The sequence below is a fragment of the Dactylosporangium sucinum genome (assembly GCF_014647515.1).
GTDB lineage: Bacteria > Actinomycetota > Actinomycetes > Mycobacteriales > Micromonosporaceae > Dactylosporangium > Dactylosporangium sucinum.
The window spans coordinates 83,767-102,485 of the sequence record NZ_BMPI01000032.1; the positions used below are offsets into that span (position 1 = coordinate 83,767).

General features: G+C 74.4%; 16 protein-coding genes. 9 read left to right on the forward strand and 7 right to left on the reverse strand.

Going from position 1 to position 18,719, the window contains the following annotated elements; translation table 11 throughout:
- Positions 1–187: 187 nt before the first annotated feature.
- The 4 genes from IEZ31_RS29650 to IEZ31_RS56960 are packed head-to-tail and all read right to left on the reverse strand — an operon-like array spanning position 188 to position 4,703.
- A complete protein-coding gene (locus IEZ31_RS29650; RefSeq protein ID WP_190253299.1) occupies positions 188–2,812 on the reverse strand; it encodes an FtsX-like permease family protein in 2,625 nt (874 codons plus the stop codon).
- On the reverse strand, positions 2,806–3,468 hold the full coding sequence (locus tag IEZ31_RS29655) for an ABC transporter ATP-binding protein (protein WP_190253300.1): 663 nt from the start codon (positions 3,466–3,468) through the stop codon (positions 2,806–2,808). Before IEZ31_RS29655 ends, IEZ31_RS29650 begins: the two co-directional genes overlap by 7 nt.
- Complete coding sequence (locus IEZ31_RS56955) at positions 3,469–4,149, reverse strand: ABC transporter ATP-binding protein (RefSeq protein ID WP_229835964.1); 681 nt, start codon at positions 4,147–4,149, stop codon at positions 3,469–3,471.
- Entirely contained in the window at positions 4,146–4,703 is a 558-nt protein-coding gene (locus IEZ31_RS56960; RefSeq protein WP_229835965.1) for a hypothetical protein, read from the reverse strand. The genes IEZ31_RS56955 and IEZ31_RS56960 overlap by 4 nt, the downstream gene beginning before the upstream one ends.
- Before the next feature lie 126 nt (positions 4,704–4,829).
- On the opposite strand from IEZ31_RS56960, the gene IEZ31_RS29665 reads away from it, so the two are divergent.
- Genes IEZ31_RS29665 through IEZ31_RS29680 form a run of 4 tightly spaced genes read left to right on the forward strand, consistent with a single transcriptional unit; the run spans position 4,830 to position 8,996 of the window.
- Positions 4,830–5,873, forward strand: coding sequence for an MGDG synthase family glycosyltransferase (locus tag IEZ31_RS29665; protein WP_190253302.1), 1,044 nt, complete (start codon positions 4,830–4,832; stop codon positions 5,871–5,873).
- Complete coding sequence (locus IEZ31_RS29670; protein ID WP_190253303.1) at positions 5,870–6,598, forward strand: polysaccharide deacetylase family protein; 729 nt, start codon at positions 5,870–5,872, stop codon at positions 6,596–6,598. The genes IEZ31_RS29665 and IEZ31_RS29670 overlap by 4 nt, the downstream gene beginning before the upstream one ends.
- Positions 6,595–7,617, forward strand: coding sequence for a UDP-glucose 4-epimerase GalE (gene galE / locus IEZ31_RS29675; RefSeq protein ID WP_190253304.1), 1,023 nt, complete (start codon positions 6,595–6,597; stop codon positions 7,615–7,617). Before IEZ31_RS29670 ends, galE begins: the two co-directional genes overlap by 4 nt.
- A complete protein-coding gene (locus tag IEZ31_RS29680; protein ID WP_190253305.1) occupies positions 7,614–8,996 on the forward strand; it encodes a sensor histidine kinase in 1,383 nt (460 codons plus the stop codon). The genes galE and IEZ31_RS29680 overlap by 4 nt, the downstream gene beginning before the upstream one ends.
- A gap of 21 nt (positions 8,997–9,017) precedes the next feature.
- Here the strand turns inward: IEZ31_RS29680 and IEZ31_RS29685 are convergent, their stop codons facing one another.
- Positions 9,018–10,094 carry a glycoside hydrolase family 18 protein gene (locus tag IEZ31_RS29685; RefSeq protein WP_190253306.1) on the reverse strand — a complete coding sequence of 359 codons (1,077 nt, stop codon included), beginning with the start codon at positions 10,092–10,094 and terminating at the stop codon, positions 9,018–9,020.
- Positions 10,095–10,400: 306 nt separating this feature from the next.
- On the opposite strand from IEZ31_RS29685, the gene IEZ31_RS29690 reads away from it, so the two are divergent.
- Genes IEZ31_RS29690 through IEZ31_RS29710 form a run of 5 tightly spaced genes read left to right on the forward strand, consistent with a single transcriptional unit; the run spans position 10,401 to position 15,188 of the window.
- Complete coding sequence (locus tag IEZ31_RS29690) at positions 10,401–11,444, forward strand: dipeptidase (protein ID WP_190253307.1); 1,044 nt, start codon at positions 10,401–10,403, stop codon at positions 11,442–11,444.
- A gap of 31 nt (positions 11,445–11,475) precedes the next feature.
- A complete protein-coding gene (locus IEZ31_RS29695; protein ID WP_190253308.1) occupies positions 11,476–13,089 on the forward strand; it encodes an ABC transporter substrate-binding protein in 1,614 nt (537 codons plus the stop codon).
- A gap of 58 nt (positions 13,090–13,147) precedes the next feature.
- Positions 13,148–14,014 (forward strand): hypothetical protein, encoded by an 867-nt coding sequence (locus tag IEZ31_RS29700; protein WP_190253309.1) that lies wholly within the window; start codon positions 13,148–13,150, stop codon positions 14,012–14,014.
- A 5-nt stretch (positions 14,015–14,019) separates the two neighbouring features.
- The gene (locus tag IEZ31_RS29705; protein WP_190253310.1) at positions 14,020–14,223 is read left to right on the forward strand and encodes a tautomerase family protein; all 204 of its coding nucleotides are present in this window, start codon (positions 14,020–14,022) and stop codon (positions 14,221–14,223) included.
- On the forward strand, positions 14,220–15,188 hold the full coding sequence (locus IEZ31_RS29710; protein WP_190253311.1) for a D-2-hydroxyacid dehydrogenase: 969 nt from the start codon (positions 14,220–14,222) through the stop codon (positions 15,186–15,188). The genes IEZ31_RS29705 and IEZ31_RS29710 overlap by 4 nt, the downstream gene beginning before the upstream one ends.
- A gap of 54 nt (positions 15,189–15,242) precedes the next feature.
- Here the strand turns inward: IEZ31_RS29710 and IEZ31_RS29715 are convergent, their stop codons facing one another.
- Both IEZ31_RS29715 and IEZ31_RS29720 read right to left on the reverse strand, forming a co-directional pair.
- The gene (locus tag IEZ31_RS29715; protein WP_190253312.1) at positions 15,243–16,478 is read right to left on the reverse strand and encodes an alpha/beta hydrolase family protein; all 1,236 of its coding nucleotides are present in this window, start codon (positions 16,476–16,478) and stop codon (positions 15,243–15,245) included.
- 47 nt (positions 16,479–16,525) lie between these two features.
- The gene (locus IEZ31_RS29720) at positions 16,526–18,646 is read right to left on the reverse strand and encodes a thiamine pyrophosphate-dependent enzyme (RefSeq protein WP_229835973.1); all 2,121 of its coding nucleotides are present in this window, start codon (positions 18,644–18,646) and stop codon (positions 16,526–16,528) included.
- Between the last annotated feature and the right edge of the window lie 73 nt (positions 18,647–18,719).

The following is an 18,719-nucleotide window of genomic DNA, read 5'->3' on the forward strand; positions in this document are numbered from 1 at the left end:
GAGACGGCGCCGGACACCCGTCACGTTCGAGGTCACCGCGAAGCGGGCCGACAGCACCAGCGTCACCACCGGCGAGAAGGTCTACACCTTCGTCGTCCAGCCGTAACCGTCACACCGGGCCGGGCCCCCGCGGGGGGTCCGGCCCGTGCTCGCCCGCCGCCCGGCATCGCGCGCAGGTCCCGCTCCGTCAGTCACCGCGGACCAGGGACAGCACGGGCCTGCGGGTCGCCAGGACCAGGGCCGTCACGGTCCCCGCCGCGGCCGCGACGATCGCCAGCACAATGCCGGCCAGGTAGCCCCAGGGCAGCGCCAGGCGGTCCGGCGGCGGGTCGAACGCGCCGCCGAGGATCAGGACCAGCAACTGCGCCATCCCGGCGCCGAGCGCCGCGCCCAGCAGCAGGGCCGGGACGGTGACGACGCAGGCCTCCGCCGCGACGAACCCGGCGAGGTGGCGGGGACGGGCGCGCAGCACCCCGAGGATGGTGAAGGTGCGGCGCCGCTCGGTGAGGTCGACGGCGAGCACCAGCCCGGCGGCGGCGACGGCGAGGGCCAGGGCGAACCCGAGCTCGATGCGGGTCAGACCGGCGAGGTCGACGCCGGTGAGGCTGGAGCCGACGGTGGCGCGGGCCGCCGTGATGTCGGTGATCGCCGGCCCGGCCCCGATGCGCTGCCGCAGCGCCGCCGCGACCGTGCCGGGGTCGGCGCCGGTGGTGTCGACCAGGTGCGTGCCGGGTCCGGCACCCGCCTGGGCGGCGACGTAGCCCTCGTTCGCGACGAGGAAACTGTCGGTCGGCGCGGTCGGGAACTCGTTGACGACACCCAGGAAGCGGAACGTCACCGGGACGGGTGTGCCGGTGCGGCTGTCGGTGATGCGCAGGGTGAGCCGATCGCCGGGCTGCAGCTGGAAGTCCACGACCGTCTCGGCCGACACGAGCACACCGTCCGGCTGCTGTTCGAGCCGGCGCATCAGCCCGGCCGCGGTGCCGCCCGTGAACCAGGCGTCGGCGAGGTGCGCACCGGCGGTCACCGTGCCCGGCCGCACGGCATAGAGGTCCTGCAGATCCGCGCCGACGTAGGCGAACCGGTGCCCGATGGTCTCGACGTGCCGGACGCCGGGGGTCGCGGCGATGGTGCCGGCGACGTCGCCGTCCGGCGCGCCCGGCGGCATGGCGACGGTGACGTCGGCGCCGTTGGTGAGCCTCGCGTCGACCTCCGCCTGCTGGCGGTAGGTGGCGGTGAACACGGCCGTCGAGACGGCGAACGCGACCGCGCAGGCGATGAGGGTCGCCGCGGTCGCGATCGGCTGCCGGCGGCGGTGCAGGGTCGCGGCGACCGTCCCGGCCAGCGGCCCGGCCAGCGGTCGCAGCAGCGCCGTGAGGACGGGCCGGCCGAACCGCAGCGCGGCCGCGACGACCCGCCAGACGAGCAGGGCCGCGCCCAGCCACAGCAGGGCCGGGCCGGCGAACGCCCAGTAGTCCACGGCGATGCGGGGCGCCCCTTCGGGCGCGACGACGAGCTGGTAGCCGCGGCCGGTGGTGGCCCGCAGCAGCAGTACCGCGGCGGCGAGCGCGGCGACGTCGAGCCCGAGCCGCAGCGGCAGCGGCAGCCGGGTGCCCGGCAGGTCGCTGCCGGCCCGGGCGGCGGCGACGCTGCCGGTGCGCAGCGACCGCCAGGCCGGCAGCAGGACCGCACCGGCGGCGACCGCGAGGCCCGCCGTCCCGGCCGCCGCGAGCCACGCCGGCCCGCCCGGCCCGCCGAACACCGCGGCCCCGAGCGCCGCCGCGACCCCGGCGCCGGCGAGGGCGCCGATGACGCCGCTGAGCGCGGCCTCCATCGCGATGATGGCCAGCACCTGCCGGGTGGTGGCGCCGCGGGTGCGCAGCAGCGCCTGCTCACGGCGGCGCCGCGGGGCGGCGACCGCGACGACCGTCGCCGTCAGCAGCCCGGCGAGGGCGACCCCCGGCGTGGCCAGGAACAGGAACAGGGCGGTGGCGTAGGCCGCGTCGGACCGGGCGGCGTCGAGGGCCGCACCGAGATTGTCGGTGGTGTGGCCCGCGCCGGCCAGCCGTGCGTCGAGATGGCGGGCGGCACCGGTGGCGGCCGTGTACGCGAGGTCCGGTGCCGGCGGCAGCTGCCGCTGGGTTCGCACGTGCAGCTGCGTACCGACGAGGTCCGGCCGGGTGGCCCGCATCGGGTCGAAGAGCTCGGCGAACACCCGGTCGGGCAGGATCAGGACGTTGTCGGGTGGTGCGGTGGCGCCGGGCCGGCCGGTCGCGAGCAGTGTGTCGGCGTGCGGCAGGTCGACGATGCCGGCGACGGTGACCTGCGCCGCGGTGAGGCCGGGACGTTCGACGGTGAGGACGGTACCGGGCACTGCGCGCAGGTTCGCGGCGGTCTGCTGGGCCAGCAGTGCACCGTCGCCGGCGCCGGCGAGGTCGCGGACCTGGTGGGGGAACGTCGTGCGGTAGCCGGGCGGCAGGCCGAGCACGACCGCGGCGCCGGTCGTGCTGACGGTGCCGGCGACGCGGCTGGCCAGCGCCGGCACGTCGGCGTAGCGGACCGGCACGGCGGCGGCAACACCGGGTTCGGCGCGGGTGACGGCCAGCGCGGCCGCCGGGTCGGCACCGGCGTCGAGGTGCACCTGCCAGTCCACGTCGACGGGGGCGGTGGCGCGGCGCGTCATCGACGCCTCGGCATTGCCGAGGAACGCGCCGACGGTGGCGAGCAGGGCGACGGCGGTGGCGATGCCGGCGGCGGTGGCGGCGATCCGGGTGCGGCGGCGGCGCAGCACGCCGGCGAGCCAGGTCAGCATGCCGGCTCCGTCCGGATGGCACCGTCCGCCATCCGCCAGCGACCGGGGAACCGGTCGGCGACGGCGGTATCGTGGGTGGCCAGCACGAGCGCGGCGCCGATGCGATCGGCGGCGGCGAGCAGGACGTCGACGAGGTGGGCGGCGCCGGCGGAGTCCAGCGCCGCGGTCGGCTCGTCGGCGACGATCAGGTCCGGTCCGGGTGCGACCGCACGGGCGACCGCGACCCGCTGGGCCTGGCCGCCGGACAGTTCGTGCGGCAGGCGCGCGGTGAGGTCGGCGAGGTCGAGCAGGCGCAGGGCCGCCGCCGCGGCGTGCCGGGCGGCCTCGGCCGGACGCTCGGCCAGCAGCAGTGGCAGGGCCACGTTCTCGCCGACGTCGAGGGTCGGGACGAGCGCCGGGCGCTGCAGGACGATGCCGATCCGGCCCGGGTGCCGACGCGGGTGCCCGCCGAGGCGGGGCCAGCCGGCGACGCCGCTGGTCGGCTCGTCGATGCCGGCGACGAGGTGCAGCAGGGTCGACTTGCCGGACCCGGACACGCCGGTGACGGCGATGCGGGCGGAGGCGGGCACGACGCAGGTGACGTCCCGCACGGCGGTCGTCGGGCCGAACGCGCGCACGAGATGCTCGCCGATGAAGACGTCGCCGGTGGTCGCCACTCAGCCCTCCCCGCCCTCGACGATGTGCCCGTCGCGCAGGTGCAGCACCCGGTGCGCGGCCCGGGCGACGGCCCGGCTGTGGCTGGCGAGGAGCACGGCGGTGCCGCCGGCCGCGCGCGACGCGAGCAGGCTGAGGACGGCCCGTTCGGTCAGCTCGTCGAGCTCGCCGGTCGGTTCGTCGGCGACGAGGACGGGCGGGTCGTTGGCCAGCGCGACGGCCAGGCCGGCCCGGGCGACCTGGCCGCCGGACAGCTCGCCCGGCAGCGCGCCGCCGCGTCCGTCGAGCCCCACCGCGGCGAGCCGGGCGGCCACGTCGTCGCCGTCGGGCCGGAGCCGGGCGATCCGCCGCACGAAGCGGATGTTCTGCGCCACCGTCAGGTGCTCCAGGAGGTTGCCGGCCTGGTACAGCACGCCGACGTGCCGGGCCCGCAACCGGGCCCGGGCGGCCTCCGGCCGGCGGGTGATGCGCCGGCCGGCGATCCACACGCTGCCACCGTCGGGTTCGTCGAGCCCGGCGATGCAGGCCAGCAGGGTCGACTTGCCCGACCCGGACGGGCCGGTGAGCGCGAGCCACTCCCCCGCCGCCAGCTGCAGCGACACGCCGCGCAGCGCGAGGACCTCGTCGTCGCCGCTGTGGAAGAACCGGAAGAGCCGCTCGGCCCGGATCGCCGGGGCGGTCACGACCGCCACCGGACCGAGTCGGTGACGGTGCGCCACGGGTCGACGTTGTCGGCGCCGTGCGGGCCGGCCAGGGTCACCGTGAGCAGGTCCGCCGGCGAGTGCCAGTACTCGTAGCGCTCGACGTCGTCGTTGACGACCTTGCCGGTGACCGGATCGGGGTCGGCGTCGGCACGGTAGCGGATCAGCAGCACCGGGCCGGCCGTGCGCTGCTCCATGGACACCTGCCCGGGAGTGAAACCCGACGTGGTGTTCCGCAGCGCGGCGAGCTCGGCCTGGCCGGCGGCGATGTCCGGGGCGCTCGCGGCGGCGCCGAGCGTCACGGTGATGGTGTTGAGCTTGTCGGTGAACGTGGCGGTGCCGCCGGACTCGCTGCGCGACCAGCCCTCCGGCACCTTGATCGAGTATTGGGCGCCGGCCGGATGGTACGCGACGAATGCCTGGTTGTCGGGGATGTCGCCGGCGCCGCCCGCATCCGGCGCAGCGCTGTGGCCGCATCCGGCGAGCGCCAGCGCGGCGACCGTCGCGAGGGTGGCGAGCATGCCGATGGTTCTCATGGCCGGCACCGTAGGCGCGGCCGGCTGAAGGCGCGCTGAACGCCGCCGGGTTCAGCGTCCCTTCAGGTCCGTGCGGCCACGATCCTCTGCAGTCCGGCGCCCCCGCCGGTACGAGAGGAGCTCCGCATGCAGCGAGGATCACCGGTCGTCGTGGTCTCGGCCAGCTTCGGTGCCGGTCACGACGGGGCGGCCGAAGAGCTGGCCGCGCGGCTGCGGGCGCAGCGGCGCGCCGTCCACCGCCACGACTTCGTCGACCTGCTGCCGCGCCGCGCCGGCGTGCTGCTGCGGGAGGTGTACCGGCGGCAGCTCACCGTCGCACCGCGCAGCTGGGGCTGGCTGCTCGCCCTCGCCGGCGCCGGCCGGCTCAGCGGGCGGGCGGCGACGCTCACCGCGGCCGCCGACGAGGCGACCCTCGCCGCCGTCGGACCGGACGCGCGGCTGGTCGTCTCGACCTATCCGCTGGCGAGCCAGGTGCTGGGCCGGCTTCGCCGGCAGGGGCGGCTCACCACGCCCGTCGTCACCTACCTCACCGACCTGTCCGTGCATCCGATGTGGATCGCCGACGGCGTGGACGTGCACCTGGCCCTGCACGACGACACCGCCCGGCAGGCCAAGGAGCTGGGCGCGACCGACGTGCGGGTGGTCGCGCCGGCGGTCCGGCACCTGGCCGCGCGAACCGGCCGCCCGGCGTTGCGGCTGCCGGCTCACGGGCCGCTGGCCCTCGTCGTCGCCGGCGCCTGGGGGGTCGGCCAGGTCGAGCGGGCCGCCCTGGACATCGCCGCCACCGGCCTGGCCGTGCCGGTCGTCGCGTGCGGCCGCAACGACACCCTGCGGCGCCGGCTGAACCGATCCGGCCGGGTCCTCGCGCTCGGCTGGGTCGACGACATGCCCGGCCTGATGCGAGCGTGCCAGGTCGTCGTGCAGAACGCGGGCGGGCTGTCGTCGCTGGAGGCGCTCGCCGCCGGCGTGCCGGTGGTGACCTACCGCTGCCTGCCCGGCCACGGCGCCGCGAACGCCGAGGTCCTCGACCGGATCGGCTGGGTGCCCTGGCTGCGCGGCCGGGCCGACCTGGCCGGGGGCCTGCGGGCGGCCCTCGCCGGCGGCAACGCCTTCGCGCCCGCGCCGCTGCGGCCGGAGTCGGTGCTCGCCGACCTGGCGGTGGCGGCATGAACCGCGTCGCCGCCACCGCCGGCCTGGCCGTCGCGGCCGGTCTCGCCGCGCACGCGCTGCCGGCCCTCACCGCCTACGCACCCGGGCGGCGTGCGCTGCTGCCCGCGCTGGCGGGCACCGGACCGGCCGGTCACGTGGCGCTCACCTTCGACGACGGGCCGGACCCGGCGTCGACCCCCGCGTTCCTGCGGCTGCTCGCCGACCACGACGTCCGGGCGACGTTCTTCCTGCTCGGCACGATGCTCGAACGGGACCTCGGGCTGGGTCGCGAGCTCGTCGCGGCCGGGCACGAGGTCGCCGTCCACGGCTGGTACCACCGCTGCCTGCTGTGGCGCACCCCGCGCGCGACGTACGACGACATCGCCCGCGCCCGGGACCTCGTCGGGGCGCTCGGCGGCAGCGGCGGACCGCGCTGGTACCGGCCGCCGTACGGCGTGCTGACCACCGGCGCGCTGGTCGCCTGCCGCCGGCTGCGCCTGGAGCCGAAGCTGTGGACCGCGTGGGGCCGCGACTGGCAGGCTTCGGCCACGCCGGGCACGATCGTGCGGACGGTGACGAGCACGCTCGTCGGCGGCGGCACCGTCCTGCTGCACGACTCCGACTGCACCTCCGCGGCCGGTTCCTGGCGACGCACCCTGGACGCGCTCCCCCGGCTGATCCACTGGACCCGCAACCGCGGCCTGCGCCTCGGCCCGCTGGGCGAGCACGAGCTGGTGTCGCGGTGACCTGGCTCGTCACCGGCGGGGCCGGGTACATCGGCGCGCACGTGGTCGCGCACCTGCGGGCCGCCGGGGAGCCGGTCGTCGTGCTCGACGACCTGTCCACCGGCGACCGGGACCGCCTGCCGCCGGACGTGCCGCTGGTCGTCGGCGACGCCGGCGACCCGGCGCTGGTCCGCGCCGCCCTGACCCGCCACCGCGTGGCCGGGGTCATGCACCTGGCCGGCAGCAAGTCGGCACCGGAGTCGATCGCCCGGCCGATCCGGTACTACCAGCAGAACGTGGGCGTCGTCGCCGCGGTCCTCGAGGCGATGGTCGCCGCCGGCGTCACCCGGCTCGTGTTCTCCTCGTCGGCGGCCGTCTACGGGCTGCCGGACACCCCGACCGTGACGGAGGACGCACCGACCCGCCCGCTGTCGCCGTACGGCCGGACGAAACTCGTCGCCGAGCAACTTGTCGCCGCCGCCGGTCAGGCGCACGGCATCTCCTGGATCGCGCTGCGGTACTTCAACGCCATCGGGGCGGCGGCCGCTCACCTCGGCGACCGCGGCACCACCAACCTGCTCCCGCTGGCGTTCGACGCGCTGCGCACCGGCGTGCCGCTGACGGTGGCCGGCACCGCGCTGCCGACCGCCGACGGCAGCGGCGTGCGCGACTACGTCCACGTCGCCGATCTCGCCGACGCCCACCATCGCGCCGCCCGGCGGCTCGCCACGGGCCGCCATGCCACCGTCTACAACGTCGGCGCCGGCCGGGGACACTCCGTCCTGGAGGTCATCCGCACCGTGGCCGACGTCGCCGGGGCGCCGGTGCCGACCCGGACCGGCCCGCCGCGGCCCGGCGACGCGCCGGAGGTCGTCGCCGCCGTCGGCCGCATCGCCCGCGACCTGGGCTGGCGTCCCCGGAACACCCTGCGCGACGGCGTCGCCTCGGCCTGGCTGGCCCGGGCCGCGACGATCTCGCCCCGCCGGGAACGGCCCGGCCCGGTACGCACACCGGCCGGTCCGGATAGGTTCACGCCATGAGCAGCACACGGTGGCGCGTCGGTCGCCTGCAGCAGCGGGTCGGGGTACGGATGCGCTCCGCGCTCGCCGCCGCCGCGGTCGTCGCGATCGCCTCGGTGCTCAGCGGGGTCGCGCTCGTCGTGGCGGCCCGGATCATCCTCATCCAGAACGTCGACCAGTCCACGACCCAGCGCGCCACGCAGGTCGCGGCGGCGCTCGGCGACGGCGGGGCCGGGCTCACCGCGGTGCTGCGCCCGTCGCCGCGGGACCGCACCATCGTGCAGGTCGTCGGCGCCGACGGGCGGGTCGTCGCGGCGTCCGCGGAGGTCGGCGGCGCCGACCCGATCTCACCGCTGCGCCCGAAGGCCGGGCAGACCCAGCGCGAACAGCGCCGGCTGGCCGTCGCGCACAACGAGTCGTTCCAGGTCGTCGCCACCGGGGTCGCGACCGCCGACGGTCCGCGCACCGTCCTCGTCGGGCAGTCCCTCGACGAGGTCAACGACGGCACCGAGGCGACCATCGGCGCGCTCGCCGTCGGCCTGCCGCTGCTCACCGCGGTCGTCGGGGTGGCCACGTTCCTGTTCGTCGGGCGCAGCCTGCGGCCGGTGGACGCCATGCGCCGCCAGGCCGACACGATCACCGCCCAGAACCTGCACACCCGGCTGCCGGTGCCGGCGACGGCCGACGAGATCGCGGCGCTCGCCACGACGATGAACACGATGCTCGACCGGATCGAGGCCACGACCGCGGCGCAGCGCCGGTTCGTCGCCGACGCCAGCCACGAGCTGCGCAGCCCGCTGGCGACCATCCACGCCGGCCTGGACATCCTGGAGCAGGCGAACCTGCCCGCGGCGGCGGCGCCCCACGTGCACCGCATGCACCGCGAGAGCGCCCGCATGGCGGCCCTGATCGACGACCTGCTCCTGCTGGCCCGCGCCGACGAGTCCGGGCTGCGGCTGGGCCGCGAGGACGTCGACCTCGACGACCTCGTCTACGCCGAGCGCGACCGGTTGACGGCCCAGCACCCGCGACTGCGGGTCGAGACCCAGGTGGCGCCGGTCCGGGTCGAGGGCGACCCGCAGCACCTGCAACGCGTCCTGCGCAACCTGCTCGACAACGCCGCCCGGCACGCCGCGGGCCGGGTGCGGATCGCCCTGCGCCGCGACGACGGCCGCGCCGAGCTCACGGTCGCCGACGACGGGCCGGGCATCGCGCCCGCCGACCGCGAACGGGTCTTCGACCGCTTCGTCCGCCTGGACGACGCCCGCTCCCGCGACGGCGGCGGCGCCGGCCTGGGCCTGTCGATCGCCCGGGACATCGTGACCGCGCACGGCGGCACCCTGACCATCGAGAACGCCCCGGCCGGCGGCGCGGTGCTCCGCATCCGCCTGCCGGCCTGACCCGGCAGGCGGCGGCCCGGGTCAGCTCTGCCGCAGTGCCGGCATCGGGATCGGGATCTGGTACGCCGTGGCGCCCGCGCCCATGCCGCCCTCGCACGTGTTCGGCGGCACGGTGCCGATGCCGCGGACGGCGGGGCGTTCGGCGGCCCAGAACATGTAGCCGAGCAGGCCCGCCGTGGTGCCGGCGCCGTGCGGTGCCGCCGACTGCACGAACGTGCCGGTGGAGCGCTGCAGCGACGACGCGAAGTCGGTGCACTCGGGCAGCGGCCGGCCGCCGTTGGCGACGTACAGCCCGCCGGTGAACTTGGCCGGGGCCAGCGGCGGGATCGGCGGCGCGTACTGCGCCTTGCCGTCGAGGTGCTCCTGCCAGTTGGCGACGGCCGCGCTGGCCGACGGCTGCTTCGCCGGCACCATCGCGTTGGCGTAGTCCAGGACCGGCCGGTCGGTGCGCAGCCAGTCGGCGGTCGCCTTGCGGTTGAGGGCGATGAGGTACCGGTCGCCGGCGGCCACGTCGATGGTCAGCCGCGCCGCCGGGTCGGCGCCCGTGGCGTCGTACGGCAGCGCCGCGCGGTACGCGTCGATGAACGCCTGCAACCCGGTGAGGTTCGGGGCGGTGTTCTCCTCGTAGTCGATCTCGATGCCGACGCCCAGCCGCCGCGCGACGGCGGCTGCGTTGCGGCCGAGCCGCGCCGCGTCCTCGGCGAGGGCGGTGTTCCAGGCGCCGGTGTAGGTGATGCCGCCGATCGAGAGCATGACCCGGATGCCCCGCCCGGTGAAGTAGCCGACGATCTCCGGTGTCATCCCCCGCGGGACACCGGCGACGGTCGTGGCGTCGTCGGTGAGCCGCAACAGCTTGAGCGGGTCGACGAAGCTCAGCACGACGACGTTCACCGACGGGCGGCCGTCGCCGCGGTCCACCAGCCAGTGGTTCTGGGCGTCGAACTCGGCGACGGTGCGCGCGGCGCCCCAGGTGCAGAAGTCGTTGCCGCAGTGCCAGGCGCCGTAGACCTGCAGCGGGGTCACCGCCGCGGCGGCCGGCCGGGCCGGCGCGACGAGCACGGTGACGACCAGGGCGAGGACAGCGAGGATTCGGCGCATCGGAGGACCCCCTCGGCCGCGCGGGCATCGAACAGGAAAGAAGCCTAAACATTCGATCGCCCGCTGTACATCGCATCGAACCGCAGCGATTTCGAGCCCGAAACCGTTACACCGCACGGCGTCCGGCCGATTTGGGGCTTATCGGCACCGGCGTCCCGGAAGCGAATGTAGTCATGGTCGCCGATTCGACGAAATTCGTCGTTCTGAAGCTCGTTTATGACGAGTTCGTAAGATCTATGGACAGCAAACTGGCGCTGCTCGTAGAGTCGGGCATCTTCCACTGATCCTGGAGATCCGATCCTGGAGATGACGTTGAACTCTGCTGCCCGGGAAAGCCCCGCCCTTTCCTCGACCGACCTGCACGCCGCGGCCACCGTCGTGGACGGCAGCACGGTCATCGAGCTCTCCGACGCACACCTCGACCGCATCCGCCGCGGGGGCGTCACCGCCGTCAACCACACCGTGACCGCGCCCTACGCGAACACCACCACCGCGCTGCGCGAGGTGAACCGGTGCCGCCGCTGGATCGACGCGCACGCCGACCGGGCGATGCTCGCGCTGAGCGTCGCCGACATCGAGCGGGCCAAGGCCGAGGGCAAGGAGGCCGTGATCCTCGGGCCGCAGGACACCGAGATGATCGGGGTGGACCTCGACCTGCTCGGCACGTTCTACGACCTCGGCGTGCGGATCCTCCAGCTCACCTACCAGCGGCAGAACCTGCTCGGCGCCGGCTGCGGGGAGGACGTCGACGCCGGCCTCACGCACAAGGGCCGCATCTTCGTCGCGGCGATGAACGAGCTCGGCATCGCCGTGGACGTCTCGCACTGCGGCCAGCGCACGGGGCTCGACGCCATGGAGGCGTCCTCGACGCCCGTCGTCGTCACGCACTCGTTCTGCGACGCCAAGTCGCCGCACATCCGGGCGAAGTCCGACGCGTTCCTGCGCCGGCTCGCCGAGCAGGGCGGGGTCATCGGCATCACCACCCTGTCGGGGTTCCTGTACCACCCGGACGAGCCGACCCGGCGTCCGGACCTGACCCGCTTCGTGGAGCACGTCCACCACGTCGTGGAGGTCGCCGGCGTCGACCACGTCGCGATCGCCACCGACTACGACGAGACGCTCACCGAGGCCATGCGGGCCGAGCAGCTCAAGGACAAGGAGTTCAAGAGCCTGCTCGGCGACTGGAAGTGGGAGGAGCGGCGGGCGATCGGCATGGACGACGCCGGCAGCTTCCCCAACTTCACCGAGGCGCTCCTGGCCGGAGGGTTCTCTCCGGCCGACGTGACGAAGGTCCTCGGCGGCAACTGGCTGCGGGTGTTTGGGGAGGCGTGGAGCCCGGCCGGCCGGTAGGCGCGAGTTGAGAGATCAGCCAAGGAGACCCATGAGAACGCGATTCATGACCGGAGTGCTGGCAGGGGGCGTCGTCGTGGCGCTCGCGGCCGGCTGTTCCGGGGGCGAGCCGCCGAACAGCGAGAACGGCACCAGCACCAACGACGGCCTGACCAAGAACGTCCGCCTGGAGGACGAGACGCAGCCCTCCGGCACGCCGAAGTCCGGCGGCCGGCTGCGGATCATGATCCGGCTGGACGCCAACGAGCTCGACCCCCACAAGATGTCCGAGACCTCGGCCTTCGTCATCAACGAGCAGATCTACGAGTCGCTCGTGGAGTCCTACCGCGGCGAGATCAAGCCGTCCATCGCCGAGTCCTGGCAGCAGAGCAGCGACGGGCTGACCCTGACGTTCAAGCTGCGCGACAACGCCTACTTCCACAGCGGGCGCAAGGTGACGTCGGCCGACGTGAAGTACTCGATCGAGCGGATCAAGAACCCGGCGACCCGGGCGCCGCGGGCCCGCAGCTACGAGGGCATCACCGCGGTCGAGACGCCCGACGAGCGCACGGCGATCCTCAAGCTCAGCAAGCCCAACGCGGCCATCCTGACCCTGCTGTCCACCGCCGCGTCGTCCATCGTGGACAAGTCGGTGGTCGACGAGAAGGGCGGGCTCAACACCGCCGTCGACGGCGGCAGCGGCCCGTTCAAGATCGCCTCGCGGGTGGCGGGCCAGGCCATCAAGCTCGACAAGCACAGCCAGTACTGGCAGGCCGGCGTGCCCTACCTCGACGGGATGGACTTCACGTTCAACCCGGACGACAACGCCCGCGCCGCGGCCGTGCGCAGCGGCACCGTCGACTTCCTCTGGCGGCCCGCGCCGGAGTTCATCGACGCGCTGAAGAAGGACGAGAAGCTCAAGTGGTACGGCGGGTCCGGCTCGCTGTCGCTGCACGTGCGGCTCAACACGTCCAAGGCGCCGTACGACAACGTGAAGGTCCGCCAGGCGATCTTCTACGCGCTCGACCGGCAGGAGATCCTCGACGTCGCCAACTCCGGCTTCGGCACCGCGCTCAACGCGGGTTACCTGCCGCCGGACCGCTACGGCGCGCTCACCACGCCGGTCTACGCCAAGGCCAACATCGACAAGGCCAAGCAGCTGCTCGCCGAGGCGGGCTTCCCGAACGGCTTCGAGGCGAAGCTCATGGTCATCGCCACCTCGGCGTTCCAGGTGCGCTCGGCCGAGGTCGAGCAGCAGCAGCTCGCGAAGATCGGCATCAAGGTGACCATCGAGTCGGTCGAGTCCACGATCGCCGACACGAAGACCAAGTCGGGCGAGTTCGACATGTACCAGTCCGGCTTCGGCCTGACCTACGACCCGGACGAGCGGTTCAGCGCCAGCTTCATCAAGGGCGGCGGCCTGAACTACGGCAACTGGAGCGACCCCGAGTACGAGGCGCTCATCGTGCAGGCCCGCTCCGAGCTCGACAAGGACAAGCGGGCGGCGCTCTACCAGCAGGCCGAGAAGATCCTGGCCGAGCGCGGCCCGGTGGCGATGACGTTCCTCAACGCGGACTTCGACGTCGTGCAGAAGGACGTCATGGGCTACCGCGGCGACCCGACCCCGACGTACCGCTTCTACCGCAACCTCTGGCTCAACCGCTGACCGACAGCAGGGGGCGCCCGCCCGCGGGCGCCCCCTGCCGAAACCCGAAAGGCGCCCCATGGAAGACGTCCCCCTGAGCCATCGCTACATCATCGCCGCCCGGCTCAAGGGCTACCTCAACAAGCACGCCGAGGCCGTCGCGCTGCTCACCGAGGCGCTCGAGCTCGAGCCGGGCGACCCGCGCCTGCTGCGCTTCCGCGGGCACCGGCGGATCTCGGTCCGCGACTATGCGGGGGCGATCGAGGACCTGCGCGCCGCCGCGGACCGGCTCGACGAGGTCGAGGACGAGTACGAGATGTACCAGCCCGAGGTGGAGAAGGACGTCGTCAGCCTGATCCTGGGCCGGCCCGGGGCGGTGCGGCCCCAGCACCTCACCGAGACGATGGCGGCTGCCGACCCCGACGCGCTGCCGCGGTACAACACCACCCTGCACACGTCGGTGTGGTACCACCTCGGCGTCGCCCAGTATCTCGACGGGGACCTCGAAGGCTGCCTGCCCAGCTTCCGCGCGGCCGAGCGCTCCGCCCGCCATCAGGAGGGGGTCGTCGCATCGCAGGACTGGCAGTACATGGCGCTGCGACGGCTCGGCCGGGCGGACGAGGCCGAGCGGGTGCTGGACCGGTTCCGGCAGATCACGGTCGTCGACGAGGACCACCTGGTCGGCTACGAGGGCCGGATGCGCCTCTACACCGGCGAGCTCAGCCCCGAGCAGCTGTGGGCGATGTGCGACGGCGACAGCCTCAAGACCGTCACCCAGGGCTACGGCCTGGGCAACTGGCACTACTACAACGGCGACGTCGTCAAGGCCCGCGAGGTCTTCGACGGCGTCCTGCGGACCGGCGTCACGCACGCCTTCGCCTACCTGGCGGTCACGTCCGAGTACTCCCGCAACCCCGATTTCGCGACGGCGACGAAGGAGCACTGAACACCATGGCGATCATCCGGGCCGAGATCGGCCACCGCGACCAGGAGACCAAGGAGGCGATCATCGCCGAGCTGACCGACGTCCTGGTCAAGTACGGCTCGCCCCGCGAGAACACCCACGTCCTGCTCTACGAGGTCTCCTACGACAACTGGGCCAAGGGCGGCGTCACCTACAACAACCGGAAGAAGAAGGCTCAGGAGGGCTCGTGACGGGCCCGCACGTACTGCTCACGCCGAACCTCGCCGAGCTGATCCCGGGGCTGCGGGCGGACTACCCCGGCTGCCGCTTCACGCCGATCCCGGACGACGAGCCGGTGCGCGACGAGTGGCTCGACGCCGAGGTGATCCTGCGCAGCGCGATGAACGAGGACACGTTCGAGGAGCTGCTGAGCAAGTGCGACCGGCTGCGCTGGGTGCAGATCACCGCCGCCGGCTTCGACTGGGTCGGCGGCGCGGTCTGGCGGCGCCGCCTCGACGAGGGCCTGATCTACACCCGCTCGCCCAACTCCTACAACGTGCCGATCGCCGAGTACGTCATCGGCGCGGTGCTCATGCACGGCCGGGCGTTCCCGGCGCTGCGGGAGGCCCAGCAGCGGCACGAGTGGATCCGCCTCGTCGCCAACGACGTCATCGGCAGCACGATGCTGGTCTTCGGCACCGGCGGGATCGGCTCCGAGGTGGCATGGCGCGCGACCGCCCTGGGCGCCACCGTGATCGGCGTCAACCGCACGGGCGCCCCGGTCGACGGCTTCGCGCGGGTCGTGCCGTTCGCCGAGCACTTCGCCCTCCTGCCCGAGGCGGACGCGGTGGTACTGGCGATGCCGCTGACGACGGAGAACCGGTACTTCTTCGGGGCCGGGCATTTCGCGGCCATGCGGGCGAGCGCGGTGCTGGTGAACGTCGGCCGGGGCGCGCTGGTCGTCGAGGATGCGCTCGTGGACGCCATGCGCGGCGGGCGGATCGGCGCCGCCGTCCTCGACGTCTTCGAGGAGGAGCCACTGCCGCCGGAGCACCGGCTGTGGGACCTGCCGAACACGACGATCACCCCGCACACGTCGTTCCGGGGGTCGGGCAACCTGCAGCGGCTCGGCGCCGACTTCCGCGCCAACCTCGACCGTTTCCTGGCCGGGGCGCCGCTGGCTGGCACCAAGCGGCAGCCCGAGCTGGGTTACTGAGGAAAACGGCGGCGGCCTACCCGAAGTCTCCCGGGTGGGCCGCCGCTCCTGCCGTCACGGAATGAACCGCACCTCGGGGAAGGCGCGGCTGGGGCCCTCGAGCAGGCGCTGCCGCCGGTGGCGCAGGTGCTGGTCGAAGAAGGCGAGCGGGTAGGCCTGCTGGATGCGCACCGCGCGGGCCGGCGGGATGGTGCCGACCCAGTCGCGCAGCGCCTCGTCGCTCATGCCGACGATCGGCGCCAGCTGCGTCAGCAGCACCTTGTAGTCGCCGAACGAGGCGTGGACGGCACCGTCGGCCTCGATGTTGCGCCGCCACCCGGTCAGGTGCGACCAGGCCTGGGCGACCGGCTCCTCGGTGCGGGGGTAGGCGGCGGTCACCAGCATGACGGGCCGGTCGATGTCGGTCTCGACCCTCGGCTCCATCGGGCCGTCGAGGCTCAGCCCGGCCCGGATGCGCGGGTCCGCGAGCATCGCCCAGACGGTCGCCGTGGCGCCCTTCGACGCGCCGAAGACGCCGATGCTCCGCGGGTCGGGGGCGCCGCGCAGGCCGGCCGGCAGCGGCCGGCCGTCGGCATCGGGGTTGCGCCCGGCGGCGAGGTCCTCGACGCAGTCCAGGACGAACGGGATGTCGTCGGCGAAGTCCCGCGAGCCCATCGGGATCTCCCTGCTCGGCTCGAGGACCCGGCCGTCGGGGAACTCGACGTAGGTGTCGTAGGTGTGGGCGACGGTGAGCACCACGTAGCCGTGGCTGGCCAACTCCTGCACGACGGTCGTGTGGCTGGCGCGCTGGTCGTGCGCGCCGTGCGAGAACACCACGACCGGCAGCCGCTCGCCCGTGCGCCGCACCGGCGCGCCCTGCCGGCCCGCGGTGATCGGCGCCAGTGCCGCGTCACCGGGCAGGCCGCTGCCCGCGAGCAGCGCGCGCATGGACGCCTCGGGCATCCACGGCGCCCGCGGGTAGCGGGTGACGTCGCGGGCCGGGTACCAGACGCTGACCATCAGCTCGCGGAAGCGCCCCGGGCCGGCGTACGGGTCCGGCCGGGACCGGTCGACGAGGCGCAGTGCGACCGTGCCGACCGGGAACGGCCCGGTCGGCACAGGCAGCACCAGCCGGGGCGGGCCACCGGGACCCGCCGCCGGGACCGCAGACGCTCGCCCCCCGAGGCCGAGCGGAACGGTGACACCGGCGGCCAGTGCGGCCGTGATGAGACCTCGGCGGGACAGGGAGAGGTTGCCGGCGGTGAGCAGCCGGCGCGGGTCAGCGCCGGCGGGAACCGCATCGGAAGTCATGCCGATAGGTTTCCATTACAAACCTATCCGCGCAAGAGATGAATTTGTCAGGCAAGCATCGCGCGGGCCGCCGCCAGGATGTCGGGTTCGCCGAGCAGCACCTGGTCGGCCGCCGGGCCGAGCGGCACGTAGCTGTCGATGCTGTTGACGCGGGCGATCCGGCCGGCGAAGCCGGCGTCGACCAGGGCCGCGACGACCGCCTCGGAGACCCCGCCGCTCACCCGGGTCTCGTCGACGACGAGCACGCGGGCGACCCCGTCCAGGGCGGCGTGCATGGCCTCCGCCGGCAGCGGCGCGAGCCACTGCAGGTCGACCACGCGGGTCTCGGCGCCCTCGGCGGCGAGCGTCGCGGCGACCCGCAGGCTCATCGGCACGCCGTTGCCGAAGGTGACGATCGCCAGGTCGCCGCCGCCGCGGACGGTGCGGACCGCGCCGAGCGGGGCCTCGGGCCACGCCGACGGCGCCGCGTAGGGGGCGAGCCAGCCGCCGTCGCCCTCGGCGTGCAGGTCGCGCGTGTGGTACAGGGCGATCGGCTCCAGCAGGACGCACACCCGGCCCTCCTGCTCGGCCAGGGCGAGGCACTGGCGCAGCAGGGCCGGGGCGGTGGCCGGGTGCGACGCGACCGCGAGGGCGAGGCCGGGGATGTCGCGCAGCACCGCGACCGAGTTGTCGTTGTGGAAGTGGCCGCCGAAGCCCTTCTGGTACGCCAGGCCGGCGATCCGCACGACCATGCCGTTCTGGTACTGCCCGGCCGAGAAGAACCGCAGCGACGCGGCCTCGCCGCGCAGCTGGTCCTCGGCGTTGTGCAGGTAGGCGAGGTACTGGATCTCCGGGATGGGCAGGGTGCCGGCCAGGGCGCCGCCGAGCGCCAGCCCGAGGATCGACTGCTCGTCGAGCAGCGTGTCGAAGACCCGGCCGCCGCCGAACGCCTTGCGCAGCCCGCGGGTGACGCCGTAGACGCCGCCCTTGCGGGCCACGTCCTCGCCGAACACCTGCGCGCCGGGCCGGGCCAGCATTGCGTCGTGCAGCGCCGCGTTGATCGACTGGGCGAGGGTGAGCGGGCCGCGCTCCTCCGGAAGCCTGCCGCCGAAGACGGCCTCGCGGCCCGCTCCGGCGCGCGCGGCGGCCGCGCTGACCGCGTCCGGCCGGCGGGCGGTCAGCGGCGCGGTCACCGCCGCCGGGTCGGCCAGCCGCTCGACCCGCCCCACGAGCAGCCGGGCCTCGTCCATGACGAGCTTGCGGGCGTGCTCGTAGCGGGCGAGGCTCTCGGCCGGGCTCAGGATGCCGCGGCGGGCCAGTTGCGCCGCCGTGGCCAGGATCGGGTCGCGGTCGTAGTCGGCGAGGATCTCGGACCGGCCGCGGTAGGCCAGCTCCGCGTCGGAGCCGGCGTGGCCCATGAACCGCACGGTGCCCAGGTGCAGCACGATCGGGCGGCGCTCGTCCCGGACCCGGCGCGCCGCGGCGGCGGCGACCGCGAGCAGGCCGGCCGGGTCGGTGCCGTCGGCGTGGACGTACTCGATGCCGGGCAGCGACGACAGCGCGCGGCGCACCCAGCCGTGCGGCGAGCGGGTGCTGATCCCGATGCCGTTGTCCTCGCAGACGAGCAGCAGCGGCACCGGCAGGCCCTGGTGGGCGCTGTAGCCGACGGCGTTGAGCGCGCCGGCCGCGGTGGAGTGGTTCAGCGAGGCGTCGCCGAAGCTGCACACCACGACCGTGTCGTCCGGGAACTGCCCGGTGCCGGTCGCCCGGCCCAGGTTGAAGGCCAGGCCCATCGCGCGCGGCAGGTGCGAGGCGATCGTCGAGGTCTGCGGGATGATGTTCAGGGCACGGTGGCCGAAGACCTTGTGCCGGCCGCCGGAGATCGGGTCGCGCCGGGACGCCGCCGCCGAGTGCAGCACGTCGGCGATCGGGGTGGCCCCGGGCACCTGGCCGGCCCGGGCGGCGTAGAACCCGCCGGAGCGGTAGTGCAGCAGCGCCGGGTCGGTCGGGCGCAGCGCGAGGGCGACGGCGGCGTTGCTCTCGTGGCCGCTGGAGCCGATGGTGTAGAAGCCCTCCTTCTGGGCCTGCAGCCAGCGCAGCGCCAGGTCCAGGTGACGGGCCTGGACCTGGGCCTCCCAGTAGTCCACCAGGGTGGTGCGGTCGATGTCGCCGGCGGTGCCGGCGGGCAGCGGCCCGGCCGACCACTCGGTGAGCCGGCGGACGACATGTTCGTCGATGGATTCCAAGACCGGCGCTCCAAAG

Coding starts and splice junctions, on each gene's coding strand:
- IEZ31_RS29650 (WP_190253299.1), bottom strand. CDS start 2,812: ATGCTGACCTGGCTCGCCGGCGTGCTGCGCCGCCGCCGCACCCGGATC.
- IEZ31_RS56960 (WP_229835965.1), bottom strand. CDS start 4,703: ATGAGAACCATCGGCATGCTCGCCACCCTCGCGACGGTCGCCGCGCTG.
- IEZ31_RS29665 (WP_190253302.1), top strand. CDS start 4,830: ATGCAGCGAGGATCACCGGTCGTCGTGGTCTCGGCCAGCTTCGGTGCC.
- IEZ31_RS29670 (WP_190253303.1), top strand. CDS start 5,870: ATGAACCGCGTCGCCGCCACCGCCGGCCTGGCCGTCGCGGCCGGTCTC.
- IEZ31_RS29680 (WP_190253305.1), top strand. CDS start 7,614: ATGAGCAGCACACGGTGGCGCGTCGGTCGCCTGCAGCAGCGGGTCGGG.
- IEZ31_RS29685 (WP_190253306.1), bottom strand. CDS start 10,094: ATGCGCCGAATCCTCGCTGTCCTCGCCCTGGTCGTCACCGTGCTCGTC.
- IEZ31_RS29690 (WP_190253307.1), top strand. CDS start 10,401: ATGACGTTGAACTCTGCTGCCCGGGAAAGCCCCGCCCTTTCCTCGACC.
- IEZ31_RS29695 (WP_190253308.1), top strand. CDS start 11,476: ATGAGAACGCGATTCATGACCGGAGTGCTGGCAGGGGGCGTCGTCGTG.
- IEZ31_RS29700 (WP_190253309.1), top strand. CDS start 13,148: ATGGAAGACGTCCCCCTGAGCCATCGCTACATCATCGCCGCCCGGCTC.
- IEZ31_RS29705 (WP_190253310.1), top strand. CDS start 14,020: ATGGCGATCATCCGGGCCGAGATCGGCCACCGCGACCAGGAGACCAAG.
- IEZ31_RS29715 (WP_190253312.1), bottom strand. CDS start 16,478: ATGACTTCCGATGCGGTTCCCGCCGGCGCTGACCCGCGCCGGCTGCTC.